The organism is Chloroflexota bacterium, assembly GCA_018648225.1.
In the GTDB taxonomy this organism is placed as follows: Bacteria; Chloroflexota; Anaerolineae; order Anaerolineales; family UBA11858; genus NIOZ-UU35.
This window is the reverse complement of record JABGRQ010000133.1, coordinates 12,088-28,929: the sequence shown is the minus strand read 5'-3', so window position 1 is coordinate 28,929 and position 16,842 is coordinate 12,088. Positions and strand designations below refer to the sequence as shown.

23 protein-coding genes are annotated in these 16,842 nt (G+C 56.4%); 1 reads left to right on the top strand and 22 read right to left on the bottom strand.

Annotated elements, in window-relative coordinates; translation table 11 throughout:
• On the bottom strand, window positions 1-179 hold a 179-nt coding region (locus tag HN413_13385; protein MBT3391389.1), incomplete at its 3' end, for a hypothetical protein.
• Between the two features lie 153 nt (window positions 180-332).
• Between HN413_13385 and HN413_13380 the strand changes: the two genes are divergently transcribed.
• Complete coding sequence (locus HN413_13380) at window positions 333-581, top strand: YgiT-type zinc finger protein (protein ID MBT3391388.1); 249 nt, start codon at window positions 333-335, stop codon at window positions 579-581.
• 24 nt (window positions 582-605) lie between these two features.
• Here the strand turns inward: HN413_13380 and HN413_13375 are convergent, their stop codons facing one another.
• The 21 genes from HN413_13375 to HN413_13275 all read right to left on the bottom strand — a co-directional run bounded on the left by HN413_13375 (window position 606) and on the right by HN413_13275 (window position 16,840).
• Complete coding sequence (locus HN413_13375; GenBank protein MBT3391387.1) at window positions 606-1,784, bottom strand: hypothetical protein; 1,179 nt, start codon at window positions 1,782-1,784, stop codon at window positions 606-608.
• Window positions 1,785-2,300 carry a hypothetical protein gene (locus HN413_13370; protein MBT3391386.1) on the bottom strand — a complete coding sequence of 172 codons (516 nt, stop codon included), beginning with the start codon at window positions 2,298-2,300 and terminating at the stop codon, window positions 1,785-1,787.
• Window positions 2,297-4,453 carry a DUF87 domain-containing protein gene (locus HN413_13365; GenBank protein ID MBT3391385.1) on the bottom strand — a complete coding sequence of 719 codons (2,157 nt, stop codon included), beginning with the start codon at window positions 4,451-4,453 and terminating at the stop codon, window positions 2,297-2,299. Before HN413_13365 ends, HN413_13370 begins: the two co-directional genes overlap by 4 nt.
• Window positions 4,450-4,809: a hypothetical protein gene (locus HN413_13360; protein ID MBT3391384.1), complete on the bottom strand. Its 360-nt coding sequence runs from the start codon at window positions 4,807-4,809 to the stop codon at window positions 4,450-4,452. Before HN413_13360 ends, HN413_13365 begins: the two co-directional genes overlap by 4 nt.
• On the bottom strand, window positions 4,806-5,069 hold the full coding sequence (locus HN413_13355; protein MBT3391383.1) for a hypothetical protein: 264 nt from the start codon (window positions 5,067-5,069) through the stop codon (window positions 4,806-4,808). The genes HN413_13360 and HN413_13355 overlap by 4 nt, the downstream gene beginning before the upstream one ends.
• A 71-nt stretch (window positions 5,070-5,140) precedes the next feature.
• Window positions 5,141-6,193 carry an SH3 domain-containing protein gene (locus HN413_13350; protein ID MBT3391382.1) on the bottom strand — a complete coding sequence of 351 codons (1,053 nt, stop codon included), beginning with the start codon at window positions 6,191-6,193 and terminating at the stop codon, window positions 5,141-5,143.
• Window positions 6,190-6,570 carry a hypothetical protein gene (locus HN413_13345; protein ID MBT3391381.1) on the bottom strand — a complete coding sequence of 127 codons (381 nt, stop codon included), beginning with the start codon at window positions 6,568-6,570 and terminating at the stop codon, window positions 6,190-6,192. The genes HN413_13350 and HN413_13345 overlap by 4 nt, the downstream gene beginning before the upstream one ends.
• Window positions 6,567-7,997, bottom strand: coding sequence for a hypothetical protein (locus HN413_13340; protein ID MBT3391380.1), 1,431 nt, complete (start codon window positions 7,995-7,997; stop codon window positions 6,567-6,569). The genes HN413_13345 and HN413_13340 overlap by 4 nt, the downstream gene beginning before the upstream one ends.
• On the bottom strand, window positions 7,994-8,182 hold the full coding sequence (locus tag HN413_13335; protein ID MBT3391379.1) for a hypothetical protein: 189 nt from the start codon (window positions 8,180-8,182) through the stop codon (window positions 7,994-7,996). The genes HN413_13340 and HN413_13335 overlap by 4 nt, the downstream gene beginning before the upstream one ends.
• Window positions 8,169-8,795, bottom strand: coding sequence for a hypothetical protein (locus HN413_13330; protein MBT3391378.1), 627 nt, complete (start codon window positions 8,793-8,795; stop codon window positions 8,169-8,171). Before HN413_13330 ends, HN413_13335 begins: the two co-directional genes overlap by 14 nt.
• Window positions 8,796-8,799: 4 nt before the next feature.
• Window positions 8,800-9,600 (bottom strand): M23 family metallopeptidase, encoded by an 801-nt coding sequence (locus HN413_13325; GenBank protein MBT3391377.1) that lies wholly within the window; start codon window positions 9,598-9,600, stop codon window positions 8,800-8,802.
• A gap of 3 nt (window positions 9,601-9,603) precedes the next feature.
• Window positions 9,604-10,029, bottom strand: coding sequence for a hypothetical protein (locus HN413_13320; GenBank protein MBT3391376.1), 426 nt, complete (start codon window positions 10,027-10,029; stop codon window positions 9,604-9,606).
• Window positions 10,029-10,448: a hypothetical protein gene (locus HN413_13315; protein ID MBT3391375.1), complete on the bottom strand. Its 420-nt coding sequence runs from the start codon at window positions 10,446-10,448 to the stop codon at window positions 10,029-10,031. Before HN413_13315 ends, HN413_13320 begins: the two co-directional genes overlap by 1 nt.
• Before the next feature lie 62 nt (window positions 10,449-10,510).
• Entirely contained in the window at window positions 10,511-10,690 is a 180-nt protein-coding gene (locus HN413_13310; protein ID MBT3391374.1) for a Flp family type IVb pilin, read from the bottom strand.
• Between the two features lie 91 nt (window positions 10,691-10,781).
• Complete coding sequence (locus HN413_13305; protein ID MBT3391373.1) at window positions 10,782-11,435, bottom strand: SH3 domain-containing protein; 654 nt, start codon at window positions 11,433-11,435, stop codon at window positions 10,782-10,784.
• Window positions 11,436-11,440: 5 nt separating this feature from the next.
• Window positions 11,441-11,971, bottom strand: a complete 531-nt coding sequence (locus HN413_13300) for a hypothetical protein (GenBank protein MBT3391372.1) — start codon at window positions 11,969-11,971, stop codon at window positions 11,441-11,443.
• A gap of 10 nt (window positions 11,972-11,981) precedes the next feature.
• Window positions 11,982-12,539: a hypothetical protein gene (locus HN413_13295; GenBank protein MBT3391371.1), complete on the bottom strand. Its 558-nt coding sequence runs from the start codon at window positions 12,537-12,539 to the stop codon at window positions 11,982-11,984.
• Between the two features lie 10 nt (window positions 12,540-12,549).
• Window positions 12,550-13,422, bottom strand: coding sequence for a hypothetical protein (locus tag HN413_13290; GenBank protein ID MBT3391370.1), 873 nt, complete (start codon window positions 13,420-13,422; stop codon window positions 12,550-12,552).
• Window positions 13,423-13,428: 6 nt separating this feature from the next.
• Window positions 13,429-14,379 (bottom strand): hypothetical protein, encoded by a 951-nt coding sequence (locus HN413_13285; GenBank protein MBT3391369.1) that lies wholly within the window; start codon window positions 14,377-14,379, stop codon window positions 13,429-13,431.
• The gene (locus tag HN413_13280) at window positions 14,376-15,614 is read right to left on the bottom strand and encodes a CpaF family protein (protein ID MBT3391368.1); all 1,239 of its coding nucleotides are present in this window, start codon (window positions 15,612-15,614) and stop codon (window positions 14,376-14,378) included. The genes HN413_13285 and HN413_13280 overlap by 4 nt, the downstream gene beginning before the upstream one ends.
• Window positions 15,611-16,840 (bottom strand): AAA family ATPase, encoded by a 1,230-nt coding sequence (locus HN413_13275; GenBank protein ID MBT3391367.1) that lies wholly within the window; start codon window positions 16,838-16,840, stop codon window positions 15,611-15,613. The genes HN413_13280 and HN413_13275 overlap by 4 nt, the downstream gene beginning before the upstream one ends.
• Window positions 16,841-16,842: the final 2 nt, after the last annotated feature.

Below are 16,842 nucleotides of genomic sequence, written 5' to 3'. Positions count from 1 at the left end.
GCCCCCAAAGCGAAAGATTGAATGGCGACATTTTTCAGCGCAGTGGATTTCCCGCTGCCGGTCGTGCCAAACATAAAAGCATGGGTGGTCAGGTCTTTGAGCGGGATACCAATCGGCCACTCTGTTCCCATTTCATCTACGCTGTGACCAAATATCACCATTTTACGATTGGAAACCATCAGGTCTTGCTCCTATTCGGGTAAAATGAGAGTATGGACATCACTGAAATCATCGAAGCTATATCGTCCAGACAACTCAACATGCGGTACTTATCACGGTATAACGCCCCAACCCTGAGCGTTGGATTGGTTTTCGTGAAAGGAGAAAGTAAAATGCTTCCCTTCCCTAAATGCCCTGTATGTGGGGGTGAAGTGATTGAAAAAACAGTCGAAGAAATCTTGCGTGGTGGCAATAACACGGCCATCGTGCGGGTGAAAGCTGAAGTGTGTCTGCACTGCGGCGAACGTTTGTTTACGCCAGATACCATTGCACAATTTGAGAGTATCGTCGAGAAATTAGAACAACGGGAAACCCACAGCTTTGAGCCTATCGGCCAATCATATTTCGTGCCGGTTGGATAAATGTTCATCGGCATTTCATACCTTTTAGACCCCTGGCAATCTGTCGCCAGGGGTTTCTTTTTCCATAAACTGAGCCACGTCATCAAACTGAACCACGCGCATGGCGGGATCAGCGGGGAGAGAGCGGGCGCTGGCAACCTGCAAGCGGGGAGCGACAAAAAGCATATCTTGACCGGTCAGGTGGCCGAGATAGGCTAACTCTTGCCCACCCCAGGCGCGGGCTAATCCCATCTGTCGAGCAGCGACCGCCGGGTTTTCTTGACCTTCGGCCACGACGCGCACCGGGTTGGAGTGCCCAAAACTGGCGGCCACTACCCGGCCCAGCCCGCGCGCGATGCCTTGCGCACGCTCCGGGGTATCTGCCATGCCCACGGCGCGGATTGTGGCCTGCAAAAAGGTACGCTTGGCGCGGTCTTCAAACTCTTTGGCTTCACGGGTGCGAATAGCGCGCACACCGGCATTGTCGGGCTTGCTGGCACGGGCGGCAAAGGCGCTTTCACCCAATGCCTTGCGCGTCCCAAAGTCATTACGGGCAATGACCTGCAATAATCCGCGTCCCTGGCCCATAACACCCTTTAGCTCGAAGAAAATCGCCCGCAAGGGTTCATCGCTCAACGGCGTGACCGGTTTGTCCCAGGTGGCCGGAACACACTCGCACCACCACATCACCCAATCATCGGGAAGCTGGGCCGGGTCAGTAGCGGCTTCAATGGGGCGTTGCTGCACCCCCGGCCATTCGGCGCGCACTTGAGTCAAGGCGGCACGAATGCCCAGATCAGACCCGTGGAGCGTGAATGAAATCCCATCCTCGTTTCCGCCAATCTCGAAGGCGATGTGTTCATCATGAGGCAGGGCATCGGCCAAACGATCCCACAGGTTGATTTTGTCCACCTGCACCGGACGGGCATCACTACGGGGCAGCAGAGCCACAGTAGGGCCAACGGCGACAGCCTGGTCAATTTCGGCCTGGGCTGCTGCGGCCTGGTTCTTTTTGACGTAGCGCGAACCAAAGTACAGCCCGGCGGACAGAAAGACCAATAGGAGCAGGAAAACCAACGGCCAGAGATACCAGGGCGGGCCATTCTCTGCGCCTGCGCCGAAGACCTGGGGCCGAGAGTGCTTGCCCAAATAATTCCAGCCCATCAAGCCCATCAAGGCCAGAAAAGCCGCACCGATCATCAACCAGTCATTACGCTCAAACATCTATAACCAGGATGGCATAGCGCCATCTTCTTCAAGATCATCGGCGGGTATTTCAACCACCGGGGGGAGTGGATCATCTTTTTCTTCAACATCGTCAACTTTGGCGGCGGGGTCCATTTTTTCAGCGCCTTGTGCATCATTACCCACGAGCGCCCAGGCCTCCTCGATAGGGTCAGCGCCTCCGGGCAAATCCCAGGCGGCCATTTCCGGGTCATCTTCTCGCCACGATGTCACCAGGGGATCGCCTTCAGGGGGCTGGGCAACATCGGGTTCCGCGACCAGCCAAGCCTCTCCCAGCCCGGCATCGCCCGCAGCGTGCGCAACCGCCGGGGTTGGGGTAGCTCTGAGGGCGTCCATTTCACTAAACACCGATGGCGTGGGAGCAGCATCGGGATTTTGCTTGCGGGCACGCTCTAACTGCTGCCGGTAGGTGGTTTGCTTCAACTCCAAAAACTGTATCCAGTTGGCTAATCCTTGTAGGCTCTCCTGGAAGGTCTCATCCGCTTTGGTGCTCATACGATTTCGCTCTCCTCTGTAAATATTTCGTTGCTCATCTCCTTAATGATCTGGCTGGCAAGCAGGCGATCCTGCAACCGCGATGATAGGAGTACACGATCCAGTCGAGACGGGATGACATTCACCACCAGGAGATCATCGGGAAGCTGGGTAATACAAGTGCCGCGCGAGAAAGCGGGCAGGCTTTCCACCAGGCTTTGGGGTAGGTTGGGGAAATAAGTCTGGATATGCTCGCGTTCACTGCCTTTCTGGTGGAAGATCAGGGTATTGGCAGCATTCGCCAACATGGGGATGCCGTGATGCAAACCTTTTTCGTCCTTCGGGCCAAGCAGGGAGTGCAAATCCTGATCGGCAACGATCATCCCGACCAGGCGGGCGCGGGCGGTCTTGTACTCGGTGGAAATATAGGACGCAATCACCGGATCACGCATCAAGATACCCATCTCGTCCACAAAGAACAGGATCGGGGCGGTATCTCCGGCGCGCCTGCGTCTGCGGATGGCCTGATTGATATTGGCGACCAGGATTGCCAACATGGCCGAGCGCAAGCCTCCTTTGCTGCCACCGACCTCTTGCTGGGGCAGCCGGGACACATCGAAGACATTCACCGCATGACGCAGGGCAAAATCAACATTCGTATGGTGGGCAAAGAGATCAGCGCGGCTGCCATCCACATACGGGCGCAGGTTGTAGGCCAGCAGCGCGGCAGTTTCGTGAACAAAATCGGCTTCTTCATCGCTCATCGCGATCTCACGCAACTGGTCAAATAAAGCGGGCAAGGTCGGATAGACCTCAACATCATCCCGCCCCCAGATCGGTTGGTAAAGCGACATCAGGGCGCTATCCAAAACAGCACGCTCCCAGCCCTTGTTTTCGTGTACGCCCAGCATCCCCAGCATTGCCATCACGTACTCGACCTGATTGCCGATCTCGTCATGGGTGATGTCCAGCAAGTTAATCGCGGCATCATTCGTCCCTAAGACGATCTTGTGCGCAATCCCTTCGCCCAGAAAACTGAGATCAACATTACCTTGCGGATCAACGATGATAAGACGCACGCCCATTTGCAGGTGGCGCAGCATCAAAAGCAGCGCGGCAAAGGTTTTGCCCGATCCGGTGATCCCCAGGATGACCATATTGTAGGAGGGGGCGCGATCATCGAAAATATCCAGGATCACCGGGGCCTGATTGCGATCCACCCCCAGGAGTATGCCGCGTGTCTCCGTGCGGCGGCGGAAGCTGAGGGCAGACCCGGCCAGCATCGCCACACCCGGCGTCGTCATCATGGCCCCATCCGATTCGTGGTAGGGGTTTGCGCTAAAGATTGCCTCCGCCACCCGGCCCGCGCCAAAGACACGATACATCTCCAACGGGGTTGAACCGCGCACCATTTCCAGGCGCGACTTCAAGACTTCCGGGTTGGGCGCACCCACCATGACGTGCAGCGAAACCGCGTGCAAGGCTGCCCCCAGCCCCATTTCTTCTCGCAAGCGCACGATGCCCATCTCAGCATCGCTGGCATCTTGCTGGCTTTCCAGGTTCTTGCGTTCGTCTACGCTGGCCGAAGCCGCTTTTTCTCGCAGCAGGCGCAAGGTTTCGGATTGCGAAAAGGTATGCACATGCAAGGACGCCCAGATGGGAAAGTCCAGACTGAGTAAGTTGTGTAAAGAGCGCGGGGTAAGCGCGCCGCCCTGCATGAGCTTGCTTTGCACCATGCCCCAATAGCCGTTCTCCGCACGAACATATTCCCATTCGTCAATGCCTTCCTGGAAGGGGCGCAATACGGCATGATCGAGGGGATACCCGGCCATGCCATACGATGAAAGCATGGAGATCAGACCGTCTTCGGTCAGATTGACATCCGCCACCAGGTACAGACGCATATAACGCACAGCCTGGATCACGGATTGCAAAAAATCTTCATAATCCACACGGTACGCCATCACACCGGGGGGAAGTAATTTATCGGGTGTAGCCACACCGCGAAATCCTGCCAAAACATCTTCAGCTTGCAACGTATCGGCGGTCATCAGCAAGCGCGCCGTGGCTCCACCTTGTGTAATGCGCGGCAATGCCGTCCAGAAACCCGTGTTGCTCATCAGGCGCGCCGCGGATGTGGTTGTGTAGTCGGTGGATTTGAGTTGTACGATCATGTTTCACTCTCGATCCCGAATAGCGTCTCGCCATCCCAGGTTTCAAAGGTCAAGGCTTCGGTTTCGGGGGGCAAGATCAAGGGGATCGCGACCTTGCGCTTGCGGCTGTTATATTGCCAGCGTTGGACGAAGTACGCCGGAGCCGAGCGATTGCCGAAATCATCAAAGCGTTTGAGCAATGAAATTCCGATCACTGCCGTCACCAGGCCAGGGACGATAGCCCATACCGCAATCACTAATATGGAGGGCAGCGCCACGATGACCAGTTCGGTAGCGGTCAAGCCAAAGTAATAGCGCGGCTCGTAGTGCAATACGTCCGGGGGGAGCTGGTAGTGCAGTTCGTTGAGTTCGCTCATCCGCCAATCGCCTCGACAATACCCGCTGCGACCATCGTCAGGACGATGCCGAAGATGATCTCAGGGATCATGCGTTTGTAGCGTTGGGCGGTTTCCTGCCAGAAGATCATCCCGGCGATGATGACACCCACCCCGCCCAGACTTATGGCTCCCAGAAAAATTGCTAGCGGGGTGAAATCAATATCGCCATTGGCAAGCGGCATTTTGGGAAGGTTTTCCAGAATGGCAGACATCGTTGTGAGAAGCAAATACGTTTTCATCAATAACTCCTGTGTACTCTTTGTCGGTTGATCTATTCAACTCATTGGGTTCTTTTGGGCCATGTGACCCTTTAGTATTCGGGCAATTCGATCAGTAATTCCGATGCAACCCAGCCCTCCGCGCCGAAATCGGTCTTGACCAGCACCCAGCGATAGCCGCCATCGTGTACCGGTTCGGCATCCTGCACTTCGACCACTGTTCCAGTTTTGAGGACACCGATCACCGTGCCATAGGGACGCTCACGCAGATTGATCTCACCTTGTGGCCCATCCACCAGATAGACGTTATCCCCAGGCGTAAGCCCTAATTCGTGGGTGTCCAAGCGAGCGATGACCACCTCACGGGTGGCAGCGGCGGTAGTGTCATACAGGATCACGACTAATGAGGGTTCTAATGATGACAGGGCTTCAATCTGGGTGCGCTGAAGTTTGGTTTTTTCGACCACTTCATAGGGTACGATCATGCCGCTACGCGTGCGCACGCGCAGCACATCCCCGATCTCAATCGCCCTGTCGAGTTCATCAAGCGGAATCGCTATCACCCGGCGCACCTGTGTACCGTCCAACCACTCGGCTTGAATGGGTTCCCAGACGCCCCCATCCAGGCGGCTGCGTCCCAGGACGAAAGATGTCATACCCACCTCCAGCGAGGCTGGATCGTTGGCTTGGCGCGATGGATCGGAATCGGCCATCAGCAGTCGGGGATCAGGCGTTGCGTTGGGCGTAGGAGTAGGCGCTTCCGCAATCGCAGATTTCGGGTCACGCGCAACTAGCCACATGCCCAGGCCGCCAATCAACATCAGCAGAAATATAAAACCGATGGACAGCATCATTTGCTGGGATCGGGGCAGGGCCTGGGCACGCGCAATCAGGGCCGCTGTGCCTTCCAGTTTGCCGCTGACGCGTGCGGCCCCCATCGAAAGGGTTTCGCCGTTGAGGACAGCCTGAACGCTGGGGCTTTCCACGGGGAGCTGGGCCACCTTGTCACTGCCAACAGGCACACGCCCTTGTCGGGCTTCGGCCAGAAGTTCATCCACCAAAGCCAGTTTTTTGCCCGGTGTTAGCGCATTGGCGCGGTCTGTGCGAAACTGGAAATAGCTCTCAAAAGTGTCGCGATGGGTCATGGCAGATATACCGGGAATTCAGGAGCCTGGATGCGAAACGAAACGACAGCTTGCTCATCTTTGGGTTGGACCTCTTCTGCCACAGCCAGGTAGGGGATTTCAACCTTGATGGCCTGGATAATCGCATAGGGCAGCGAAAAGGTGATTTTGCCATTTTCGGCAATCTTGGCCTGGCGTTGGCCTTCAACCTCGACATAAATCGGGATGCGGTCAATGCCTTCACCGTCACTCATCATCTTGTCGCTGTTAATATCCACGTAAGCGTAGATGGTCAGGCGTGTGGATTGAGTGGCCCACACAGGATTGGGCTTGGCGGCGATCCAGGCCAAGCCCAAAAGCGCCAGCGTCAATCCACCGTAAAGGATTCTTTTTCTCATGCTTGTGTACCTCCTGAAGAATTTGCTTTTTGCATTTCTCTAAAAACATCGCCGCGCGCTTGGGCGGTTTCCGCGTTGACATGCTGTTTTGCGGCCATATTCCCGGCGACCATATTCGACATAAAGCTGGTGACAAGCCCGCCTGCACCGGGAATCACAAAGGGGGCCACCGTGCCCAGCGTGCGCATTCCGGCGGATGTTGCCTGACTCAACAGGCCCGGATGCCCACCTCGCGGGGCGAAGGATGCTTGCATGGAATTGCGAAAGACGTCCTTGCTGCTCATCATGGCGGAGAATGCCCAACCCAGAAACATATGTTGCACCCCAATCACCGGCAGCATCAGAGCGACGCCTTCCAGAATCTGCTTGATGTCGCTGGAGGAGGTCGTCACCAGATCAAGCGCCAGAACAACGATGCTCACAAAGATGGATGCGCCAATGGACAGGATCACAATCTCCATGTATTTGTTGAAAATCCCGGCCACCACGGTGCGCCCAAACTCAAAGAAGCCCATCGGCAGAGCCGCAAACAAGAAGATAATCAGCCCCAGGCTGGCCGTGACCAGGAAGGCAAAGATCAGCGCAAACAAAAAAGCGGAATAAGCCCCCACCAGGGAAAGCATGGCAAGGGACAGGCCCACAAAAGCTAAATCCCGGCGCGCATCGAGCGATGCTTTGGTTTCCAGTTCAAAATCGGCTATGGCATCCAGGCCCATCGGTATCTCGATAAAAACGGATCGGATCGTAATATGCCCTTGCGCCGGTGGAAAATAGGTTTCGCTGAAACTTTCGGGCAAGTGCAGGAGTGTGTCATTATTCAGGGATAAATTGCCGCCCCCGAATGGCCCGGTGACAATGGTGTTCAGATCGGCCTCATTCCCGGATGAGATAATGCGTTCCATGATTTCCACGCGTAAGCCCTCGACCGCTCCAATCACGTCATAACCAGCCGACCCGCTGACAAACAAAACCAGGATGATAACGGCCCAGATCACGGCATGGGCAGGATCAACCAGGCGGGTTTTGAAGAAGGGGATCGTCATCCCCACCCCGGCGACCATCAGCGCCAGATAGAAAAGCCCATCTTCGCCGCCAATCAGATCGCCCAGGACGCCGGGCATGAAGCCGGATAGCGCCGAAAGCATGGCATCCTGAATGCTGATCCAGATGCCCCCGTTGACAATCAGGTCAAAGATGTACATGGCTACCTTGTCCAGCAGCCAGATCAAGGCGGTCAGCGTGTGAACCATGCCAAAGCCGAGACTTCGAGCCGCGGCGACACCCATGCGCACCATCGCTTCCGGCCACGATACGCACTCGTCCACCGGGCAATCGGGCACATCACCTGCGGCGAATACGGGCGAGACAATCAGCGCCGAGATAACCAGAGCCAACAGCGTCACCCAAAGCAAGAAGCGAAATTTCATTCCTGCCCACCAGTTTCGGACTTCTCACGTCGCCAGCGCAGCAGCATAAAGACCAGTAAGAGCAGGGCTGTGCCCCCCATCAGGCCGCTGACCCAAAGGTTTGTGATCTTGGGCAAGATCAGGATGGCAGCAATCAGGGCAATCACCCAAAAGATACGCAGCGCTTTTTGTTTATTCTTCATCATTACCTCGCTTGTGTGATTTGTTATTGATCCAAAGATAGCTGAGTAGCCCGCCGATGATAATCAGCGGGATGATGACATCCGCCAGGCGCAAGCGCGGCGCGCGGGTAATCCGCACGTCCATATCTTGCGCTTGCCCTGCGTAGGGTTGGCTTTCCCCGGTCACATCCAGGGTGTTGTCCACATCCAGCCACACCGGGATATCCAGCATCCCACCCGGCCAGATCACGGGGCGGCTGCCATGCTCACCGACAACTATATTCCCGCGCAGGAAGCCCGACGCGTCAAAGATCAGTTTCGCGATCTCGATCAGGCAAATTCCCGCGATATCCGTGGTGCATTGGCCGCTGTGGTGGATCATGATCTCTTTGTCGGTGTATTCGTAGAGTTCGAGTTCGACCACCACCCCGGCCAGGGGTTTTTGCTCCACATCCACCAGGTGGACGCGCAGACCATGCAGGGTATCTGCCGCGGCGCAGAGCAGGAAGGCCAAGATGGTTATGGTTGTCCATTTGACGTTGAGATGTATATAACGACCGTGGATAAACGTAGAAATAACACCCGAAAAATCCGCGTATTTCCACTGTATCCGCGTTCCATTACGTTTGGTTTTCATGGTTTCACCGATCCCAGCGGGGTTGTTCCCGCAAGGCGTTGTCATAGGCCGCATTGACCGACATGGATGGCGCGGGATCAATCGACACCCCATCCGGGGTTTTGATTTGGTAGTGCAGGTGATCGCCGGTGGATGTGCCAGTGCTATCAATCCGCCCAACCACATCGCCGCGTTCGACTTCATCCCCTTTGGCTACAGCCACACTCAGCAGGTGGAAGTAGTACGAGTACCAACCGGTTTCCGCGCAGCGTTCTACGGCCACATTCTTGATGAGACCGTCACCGTCCAGGTCTTCTCCGATCTCGCTCTCAATCAAAACCGTGCAGGATAGAGCCTGAAGTTTGACATAATTCCCCATACCGTAATTATGCGCTGTGCCCGCTTTGGGGCCAAATGAAGGATCATAGGCAGCCGCTTCGACAATCGCTTTTTCAGCCGTCACAACGGCATTGACCCCGTAGATCGATTCATCCCAGTTGTAGCGGGCCAGATCAATGCCCCAATGGGTGTATCCCTCAAAATAGTTGGGGTCACAGAACCAGGATGCAATCGTGCTCCAATCACCAATATGGTAGTCCACCGGCCAGCCTGAAAAGGGGTTATCCTCTTGGGGAACACCAGTAGCGCCGCAAGAACCACCACCGGGAGGGGCATCCCCACCGGCCAAACCTTCAATACCGTGGTCGCTGTATTCGGGGAGTTGCTTGACATCGCCAAACTCATAATCCGCCAACCCAAAAAGCGCCACGCACGCACAGCAGCCAACGACCAAAAGCAGGGGAATGAATTTTAGAATACGGCGCATCAGCTATTGCGAACGGATCGACGAATCGGTGAGTACTTCAAAGGGGACATCCCAATCCATAATCAACAGGGGTACATTGACATGCGATTCGCAGTCTACGCGCAGTTGATCGAGAAGCGGGGTTACGGTAATGGATGCGCTGTAATTGGCCGCGCCCATCTCCACCAGGGTACGATAGAAGGTGTTGGTCGCAAGCGTGACGATCTCATCCTGGGGGATAAAGGCAATCGTCCCGGTATCACGGAAGACTGCCCGATCCGTGGCATTCCAGGCCCCATCCTCACACGCCGCGTCGAGCGCGGTTTGCACTCGGCTGCGCACCACGAACATGCGCGCCCCATCGCCCACTAAGGCCATGAAGGGTACAAGCGCGAAAAAGGCGAAAATGGCAAGAAAAGCAAGTAGCGCCTGCCCGCGTTCGGATGGCATTACCAACCCTCCTGGCGGAAATACGAGTAGGCATCCCCGGTGAATTTATCGGGGCTATCTGCCCCAAAGAAGGCTGTTAGCCCCTGGAAGTAGTTCGGAACGGCGTAGCTGACCTGGACAATAATCAGATCGCCCGGCGCACCCCCGCCGCTGACGCCCACCGCATACGTGCCCACCGGGGCCGCAGAGAGCATATTCAGGGCGTGATTGGATGCTACGGATGCCTGAGCACTCTGGGCGACTGATCCCATGCGTGCGCCATAATTGGCAGCGTTGTTGGCATTCACGGCGGCAAAGCCAATCATGCCCAGCGTAATCAGCCCCATCATTGCCAGGAGCAGCACGGGGAAGGTGATCGCAGCTTCGGCCAAACCTTGACCGCGCTCGGTAGTATTTCGTTTTTTTCTCCGGGTTAGCATGGTGTACCTGACCTTTCAGCATGGCTTACCGGCCTCCGGTAAGCCATGCTGTGTGTGCGTCCTTAGATCGCGTTGGCAACCGTGGTGAGGGCGGCATCAATATTGATACCCAAGAGACGCACAGCCGCAATCGACACAATCACGACCAGGGCCAGGATGATGGCAACCTCAGCCAAACCCTGCCCTTTTTCCTTGACTACGAGCGTTTTCGCGAGTGCTTTTTGTTGGATTTTTTGCTTCATACTTGTTTTCTCCTACAAGAAATGTGTTTGAGCCTTTTGGCTTCTTTGCGCGTTTGATTCCTTTGGTACGCTGGCTTCGTTTGATCTTCCGCTATTCACCTCCTAATGCTTCCAGGGTGAATTTCGCCACCCAGCCGATTTGATTATCGGGCAGACGCACACGCACCCAGCTCATCGGATTGTTTTCATCGCGCGCCTGTTCTTCGAGCACTTCCATGATCGGCGTTCCAGGCGGCAGCCAGGCAAAGATTCCGCCTGAGGGTTGGTCACGCATATTGGCCCCATCCTCCGATGTGACATAGGCCAGTGGCGCATAGGGTAAATCGTGGATTTGTTCATCCACCACCCAGCCAGTGATCGACTTCCAAACCACCTCTACCCAGGCAAAGCCGCCCCATTCGGCTGTGTTCCCGGTTGCCATCAGATCATCCCCGTTGGGGATGGCCTGCATGATTTTGCCATCCGGGGTATCCCAAAGATAGACCACTTCAGAACCGGAAGCCCAGGCTTTTGTGAGCGGTATGGGCGTCGCGGTGGGCAACGGCGGGGGCAGCGTTGGCATAGGCGTCGGGGTCATTGGAATCTCGGTAGGTAGCGGCGTTGCCGTTGGGGGCGCTTCAGCCACAGCCTCAGGCGCAAAGAGCGATGAGAAGAACACCACCAGGACGATGAGCGCCATAAACACTAAAGCCCCACCGCCAAACAGGATAATTCTTCCCTTGGTTGTGCGTAGATCAAGTTCCATAAGTCTTACTCCTCCATAAATTGAATTGAGTGAATAGATTGTTGAGCTTCACAAGATTGCGGGGACAGCGTGCCAAAAACAAAGCCCCACGGATACCAGTTCGGGGCATGGCCGCCACTGGCAATAAATTGAGCGGATATAACTAAATCACTGTGGGCAAATTGCTGTACCTGAGGATCTGAATGGGCTAGATCAACGACCACATGCACCCGAGGATGCGCAGCTTGAACGCTTTCCCATTCGGCGGGGGTAGACCAGGGGCCAAGCGGGATGTAGTCCCGATCCGAGCCACTCCAGAAGTGCAAACCGGTTGTCACCCAAACATGGTTACGTCCACCATCCGCCCTGGGGAAGCTGACCTGAGCCAGATCAACCCCTACACCGGGCAGCGCATAGTGGGCGCTGTTTTCGATCTGGCCGGTAAACTGCCAGGCTTGACTGACTGGATCAAGATACAAGGCTTGCTCTGTGCAATCCGGGGAAATTACTTTGGGGAAACCCAATAGCAACAACCCAATCATCACCCATACAGACATATTGACCTCCTCACCACACTCCTGGCAAAAAACGCCAGGGCGTGCGCATACGATAGTTTTTGTAGCCAAAGAGTATCTTTTCCTCTTGATGGATACGCCCGATCAGCACCAGGAGCAGCAGGGCAACAACCCCGGCATTCCAAAAACTCCAGTTGGTTGCCAGCGCACCCAGCACCGAAATCAGTTCCCCGGTATACATTGGGTGACGCAAATAGCGATACGGGCCGCTCGTGACCAGACCCCGATCCGCTGGAGCCAGACCAAAGGATGCTCCTAGCGCGCTCAGGCTCCACAAGGTCAGACTCAGGCCCAGCAGGGACGCGATACTGCCCACCGGCGAAGGCGCTACAACGCGCAAAGCCATCGGCAGCAAGACCGTTCCCCAGGCGATGATTTGCATCCACCAGGGGGCGTTTGCAGTCGCCTTGCGGCGGCGCAGCAGCCAATAGGCGGCAAAGGCCGATTGTGCCGATAGCAGCAAAGGAACCAGTAAGCGCAGCTCGAAGGCCACCGCTAACTGCAAGCCGCCCAAGATCACCCAGAATAGAACCGCCATCCATTTCAACATCAGCAAACCCTCACATGGCCGTCAGCACAGTGCTGAAGAACGACCCCACGATCAAGACAAACATCGGGATGAAAAAGAATATAGACACAGCCACGGTCAGCTTGCCGTCGAGTTGCTCGGTATCTTCCAGCACCTGTTCGCGGTGTTCACGCGCCAGACTGCGGGCAATTTCGCTCATCAGGTGCGCACCTTCCACACCTTTGGCCGCTACCAGGTCAAGCTGGGTGGCAAACGCACGTAAAGCCGGAAGCTGAGCCGCCGTGAAAACCTCCCGCAAAACTCCTGGCGTGTTACCGCGGCTAAAGAGCGGGTATCCGCTTTGCTGGGTTTTATCAATCGCGTCCTGAATGAGCAGCGACAAGGGGCTGGGAAGCCGCGCCGCGCGGGTGATGGCTTGTTCCGGCGATGAACCGGCAGAGAGTTCTGCCGCCACCAGAGTCGCCACTTCGGGCATGGCGCGCTTGGCCCGTTTGCGCCCTTCATCCCCTTTGCGTTGCAGGGTGGCCGTTGGATAGGCGGACAGGAGCAGCGGCACAAACCAGGAAGCCGGGGCCGGATGGATGACCAGGGGCAAGAGCAGCCCGATCAGGCCATAGAAGCCCATCTGCACTATGAGCGCGCCCAATGATCGACCTTTGTACTCGCCGTTACGCTGCGCCCAGGCGTAGTTCCAGCGCAAGCGTTCAAAGATGGACATGCGCCCCGCCGCGGCCTCCGCCCGTTCAACGCCGCGCTGCCAGGTATCGGGCAATCGAGCACCTTCATAGTCCGCCATTGCCACCTGAATATCACGCGCTCGCCGGTTGGCGCGCAGCATTCCAAAAGTTAGGAGCAACAGCAGCACCCCGGCCAGGAGCAAAATAAGGTTGACATCAAAGTTCATGGGTCTTTACTCCGTTACTTTCTGAATAATGCTGCGGATATAGAACCAACCCAGACCACCCCACCCAAAGAAGACCACCAATCCCAATCGCGTGGCCGGGATTGCCAGGAACATATCGCGGGTGGTCGGGTTGCGCATAATGCCGCTCAAGGAGATCAGCGCCGAGATCACAATAATGCGGGATAGGTTTCCGCTGCGACCCGCTTTGGCATACGCCATTGCGCGGGTTTTCATCAACTCGGCCAGGTGATCGGCCACCAGACGAAAAGATTCAACATACCCGCTGCCACCGGATTGCCATAAGTTGCGGATTTGCACCACAGCCAAAAGCAGCGCCGATGAAATCGTCTGCGCTTCGGCTTCCAGTTCATCGAATGCGCTCATTCCGCGCGCCTGGGTTTGCACGACTAAACGCTGCATCCAGGATTGCAAAGGCCGCCTGGGATCAAGTGACTGCGTGACTTCATCCAGACTTTCGAGTACGTTGGGGGTTGCCTGGATCATCCCGGATAAACGGATCATTAACGTGGGAATGTCTTGCTCGATTTCGCGGCGCATCCGATCCCAGGCGTGTTCCAGCAAGCCCTGGACGACAAAAACGACCACAATTAGCCCGCCCAACCCGGCAATAACCGTGGGCAGAAATAAAAACGCCCGCATAGCGATATACAGCGGCAAGGCCAGAAGCACGTATAGGATCAGCAGCGCCAGGCGTTCCCAACCGCTCACGTCAATTTTGTAACGGGCAAAGACCAGGCGCGCTTTGTATTCCCACGAGCCGGTGGATACGGGCTGGGCTGCTTCGCGGCTTGCAGCGGGGTCTTGTGTATAGCTCTGGATCGCTCGAAGGGGATCACGCGTCCGGTCACGCAGCACGCCAATCCCTAAAAGCAGCAACAACAATACGCCAAAGACCAGGAGTATGACAGAAGGATCAAAAGATAGTGTTGGGATCATAGCAATCGCCTTTCTCGCCGGGTGAAGGGCTGAATTTCAGCCTCACCTTGCCGGTACAGGGTGCGGAACTGAACGGCTGGGATGGCTCCACCGCTTTCAAGTCCATCGGTTTCGTAAACGCCCATCACGCGGCGTTGACCATCTTCCCAGCCCACTTGCACAATCACATCAATCGCCCGCTCAAAGAGATATACCCCGGCATTCATCTCAACCCCGGCATCCGCCATCATCAGCACTGCCATCCGTCCAACCGCATCAGCAGGGCTTTGGGCATGGAAGGTAGACAGACCAGGGTGGTCGGACATCTGGGCACGAAATAGCGCCATCGCCGCGTCCCCCCGGCGTACCTCACCCACGATCAGCCAGCGCGGGGACATGCGCATCGTGTCATCGACCAGGTCTTTGAGTTCGTAGGCTTCAACCGATGAACCGGAAGAAGCGGGACGTGCTTCCAGGGTGACAACATGCGGGTGATCGAGCCAGATTTCCTCCGGGTCTTCGACTTTCAGCACACGCGCCTTTTTAGGGATACCCTGACAAATGGACGACAGGAAGGTCGTTTTACCGGTCACAGTGCCGCCAATCACCAGAATGCGGTATTCCTTGCGCACGGCTTCAAGCAGGCCAGCCATGACAAAATCCGGGGCCATGCCCCAGGCGACAATTTGCGCTGGAGGAACAGGCTTGGGTTCAAACAAGCGCACATTAATTGCCGGGTAGCCTGTGCCGGGGGCCAGTTCGGGGTGAATGATATGCACACGCGCCCCACCCAGACCAGTCATACGGGGCAGCTTGGCCTCGACGCTGGGTTCAGCCTCCGAGATCGAGCGTCCAATCGGGGCCAAGAGCGCATCCACCGCCCGCCAGACTTCTTGCAGATCGGGACGAAGATCAGTTTTGACAAAGTGCGGAGAGTTTTTCGGCCACACCCATACACTGCCATCCGGGTTGACCGCAATCTCGATCAAATCATCGCGTGCCGGGGGTAATAGCAAGTTGATAAATCCCAGACCGCCAATCTGTGACACGATCTGCGTAATCAGTTTTTCCCGCTCCCCAGCCGGAAGGCTGATATTCATCTGCCCACTGGCCGTAAGCAGCGCCCGGCGCGCCGGTTCGAGCAGGCGCTCGCGGTCACGAATCACATCCAGCGGCAGACCACGCACCTGCGCCACCGCCGCAAGCACGAGCTGATGTCGGATTTCATCCGAGAGTGCCACATTGCCCCAACTCATGTGCGCACCACAATCGGCCCCAGTCGCCGGACCCGCCCGGTATCTTTCGGCTGCCAGGCCGTGGGCAGCACGGCCTGGATCGCTGGGGCCAGACTGTCACGAAAACTACTGAGTTCAACCACCGGCATCTTGCGGACATCTTGTAAATCACCGATGGTGACATCATCCTGGATTTGCGCCACAACCGGCGGGAACTTGCGCCCCAGCTTTTGGGTGGCAGCATCACTCCATTCTTCTGCGCTTAACCGGTGGCCGGGTTGCACCCGGTTGACCACCACATGCACCGCATCATCGGATATGCTGCCCGTTTGATCTACGACCGTGCGGTAAGCCACAACGGTGCGATAAACATCACCGGAGCCGGGGCCTGCCACCAGAATCAATTGATTGCACAACGGGAGTACATGCGGTGCAATATGCGCCTGTGGGGTATCCATGACAATGACCTGATAGTGTGCTTTGGCTTGCTCAATCAGTTGGGCAATCGAGCCGGGTTGATCGGCATCGGTCTTGATCGTTTCCTCTTGCGAAAATACGTCCCGGAAACCGGCCAGAACATCCAGCATTCCGGCGTTTTGGATCAGCGTTGCCAGGTAATCCGCGGTGGGTTTGGTGCGCCAGTGGTCAATATTGGGGAAGGCTTTCAGTTTGAGCTTAAATGCGCCATCGTCCGGGGCATCCAGATTGAGATAGAGTGTTTTGAGACCTTGCTGGGCAATCGCGTAGCTGAGATTGGTGGACACCGTGGTTTTCCCGACGCCTCCCTCGCCGTTCCACACCCCGATCACCACCGGCGGGGTTTCTGCCTGGGCTGGGGTCAGGCCAGGGGTGGGGACTATGGGCTTCATTACCCCTTGCAGGGCGGTAATTTGGGGCGTGATAACCTCCAGTGGTACTTCCCCGGTGTATACGCCATGCACAGTGGCATAGTGGCGTAGGGCGCCCTCGATTTTCTGGGCTTGCGCTGCCTGCAAGTGCGGCAAACGCACATAGATCGGATGTTGGCCGTTATTTCCCAAGAGTTCCAATAGCTTCTGGGGGGTAAACAGGGACGCATCCAACAAAGCCACCTGCGCACGGTGGAGTTGTGGCAATACGCTAGGGGCCTGGATCGCGGTCAGAGTTTCGATCTGCTCTTGCAAAGCAAACCAGCCCGCCCAGGCTTGCACCTGTTGGGGTTGCCCGGCAAGCAGCAGACGCACCCGGCCAGTATCTAAAGTATTCATAC

What these genes read in the sequence shown, in the direction of transcription:
- HN413_13275 (MBT3391367.1), bottom strand. Translation starts at nt 16,840, where the DNA reads ATGAATACTTTAGATACTGGCCGGGTGCGTCTGCTGCTTGCCGGGCAA.
- HN413_13315 (MBT3391375.1), bottom strand. Translation starts at nt 10,448, where the DNA reads ATGCTAACCCGGAGAAAAAAACGAAATACTACCGAGCGCGGTCAAGGT.
- HN413_13380 (MBT3391388.1), top strand. Translation starts at nt 333, where the DNA reads ATGCTTCCCTTCCCTAAATGCCCTGTATGTGGGGGTGAAGTGATTGAA.
- HN413_13355 (MBT3391383.1), bottom strand. Translation starts at nt 5,069, where the DNA reads ATGAAAACGTATTTGCTTCTCACAACGATGTCTGCCATTCTGGAAAAC.
- HN413_13335 (MBT3391379.1), bottom strand. Translation starts at nt 8,182, where the DNA reads ATGATGAAGAATAAACAAAAAGCGCTGCGTATCTTTTGGGTGATTGCC.
- HN413_13320 (MBT3391376.1), bottom strand. Translation starts at nt 10,029, where the DNA reads ATGCCATCCGAACGCGGGCAGGCGCTACTTGCTTTTCTTGCCATTTTC.
- HN413_13360 (MBT3391384.1), bottom strand. Translation starts at nt 4,809, where the DNA reads ATGAGCGAACTCAACGAACTGCACTACCAGCTCCCCCCGGACGTATTG.
- HN413_13295 (MBT3391371.1), bottom strand. Translation starts at nt 12,539, where the DNA reads ATGTTGAAATGGATGGCGGTTCTATTCTGGGTGATCTTGGGCGGCTTG.
- HN413_13305 (MBT3391373.1), bottom strand. Translation starts at nt 11,435, where the DNA reads ATGGAACTTGATCTACGCACAACCAAGGGAAGAATTATCCTGTTTGGC.
- HN413_13325 (MBT3391377.1), bottom strand. Translation starts at nt 9,600, where the DNA reads ATGCGCCGTATTCTAAAATTCATTCCCCTGCTTTTGGTCGTTGGCTGC.
- HN413_13340 (MBT3391380.1), bottom strand. Translation starts at nt 7,997, where the DNA reads ATGAAATTTCGCTTCTTGCTTTGGGTGACGCTGTTGGCTCTGGTTATC.
- HN413_13310 (MBT3391374.1), bottom strand. Translation starts at nt 10,690, where the DNA reads ATGAAGCAAAAAATCCAACAAAAAGCACTCGCGAAAACGCTCGTAGTC.
- HN413_13300 (MBT3391372.1), bottom strand. Translation starts at nt 11,971, where the DNA reads ATGTCTGTATGGGTGATGATTGGGTTGTTGCTATTGGGTTTCCCCAAA.
- HN413_13285 (MBT3391369.1), bottom strand. Translation starts at nt 14,379, where the DNA reads ATGATCCCAACACTATCTTTTGATCCTTCTGTCATACTCCTGGTCTTT.
- HN413_13330 (MBT3391378.1), bottom strand. Translation starts at nt 8,795, where the DNA reads ATGAAAACCAAACGTAATGGAACGCGGATACAGTGGAAATACGCGGAT.
- HN413_13280 (MBT3391368.1), bottom strand. Translation starts at nt 15,614, where the DNA reads ATGAGTTGGGGCAATGTGGCACTCTCGGATGAAATCCGACATCAGCTC.
- HN413_13345 (MBT3391381.1), bottom strand. Translation starts at nt 6,570, where the DNA reads ATGAGAAAAAGAATCCTTTACGGTGGATTGACGCTGGCGCTTTTGGGC.
- HN413_13365 (MBT3391385.1), bottom strand. Translation starts at nt 4,453, where the DNA reads ATGATCGTACAACTCAAATCCACCGACTACACAACCACATCCGCGGCG.
- HN413_13290 (MBT3391370.1), bottom strand. Translation starts at nt 13,422, where the DNA reads ATGAACTTTGATGTCAACCTTATTTTGCTCCTGGCCGGGGTGCTGCTG.
- HN413_13375 (MBT3391387.1), bottom strand. Translation starts at nt 1,784, where the DNA reads ATGTTTGAGCGTAATGACTGGTTGATGATCGGTGCGGCTTTTCTGGCC.
- HN413_13350 (MBT3391382.1), bottom strand. Translation starts at nt 6,193, where the DNA reads ATGACCCATCGCGACACTTTTGAGAGCTATTTCCAGTTTCGCACAGAC.
- HN413_13370 (MBT3391386.1), bottom strand. Translation starts at nt 2,300, where the DNA reads ATGAGCACCAAAGCGGATGAGACCTTCCAGGAGAGCCTACAAGGATTA.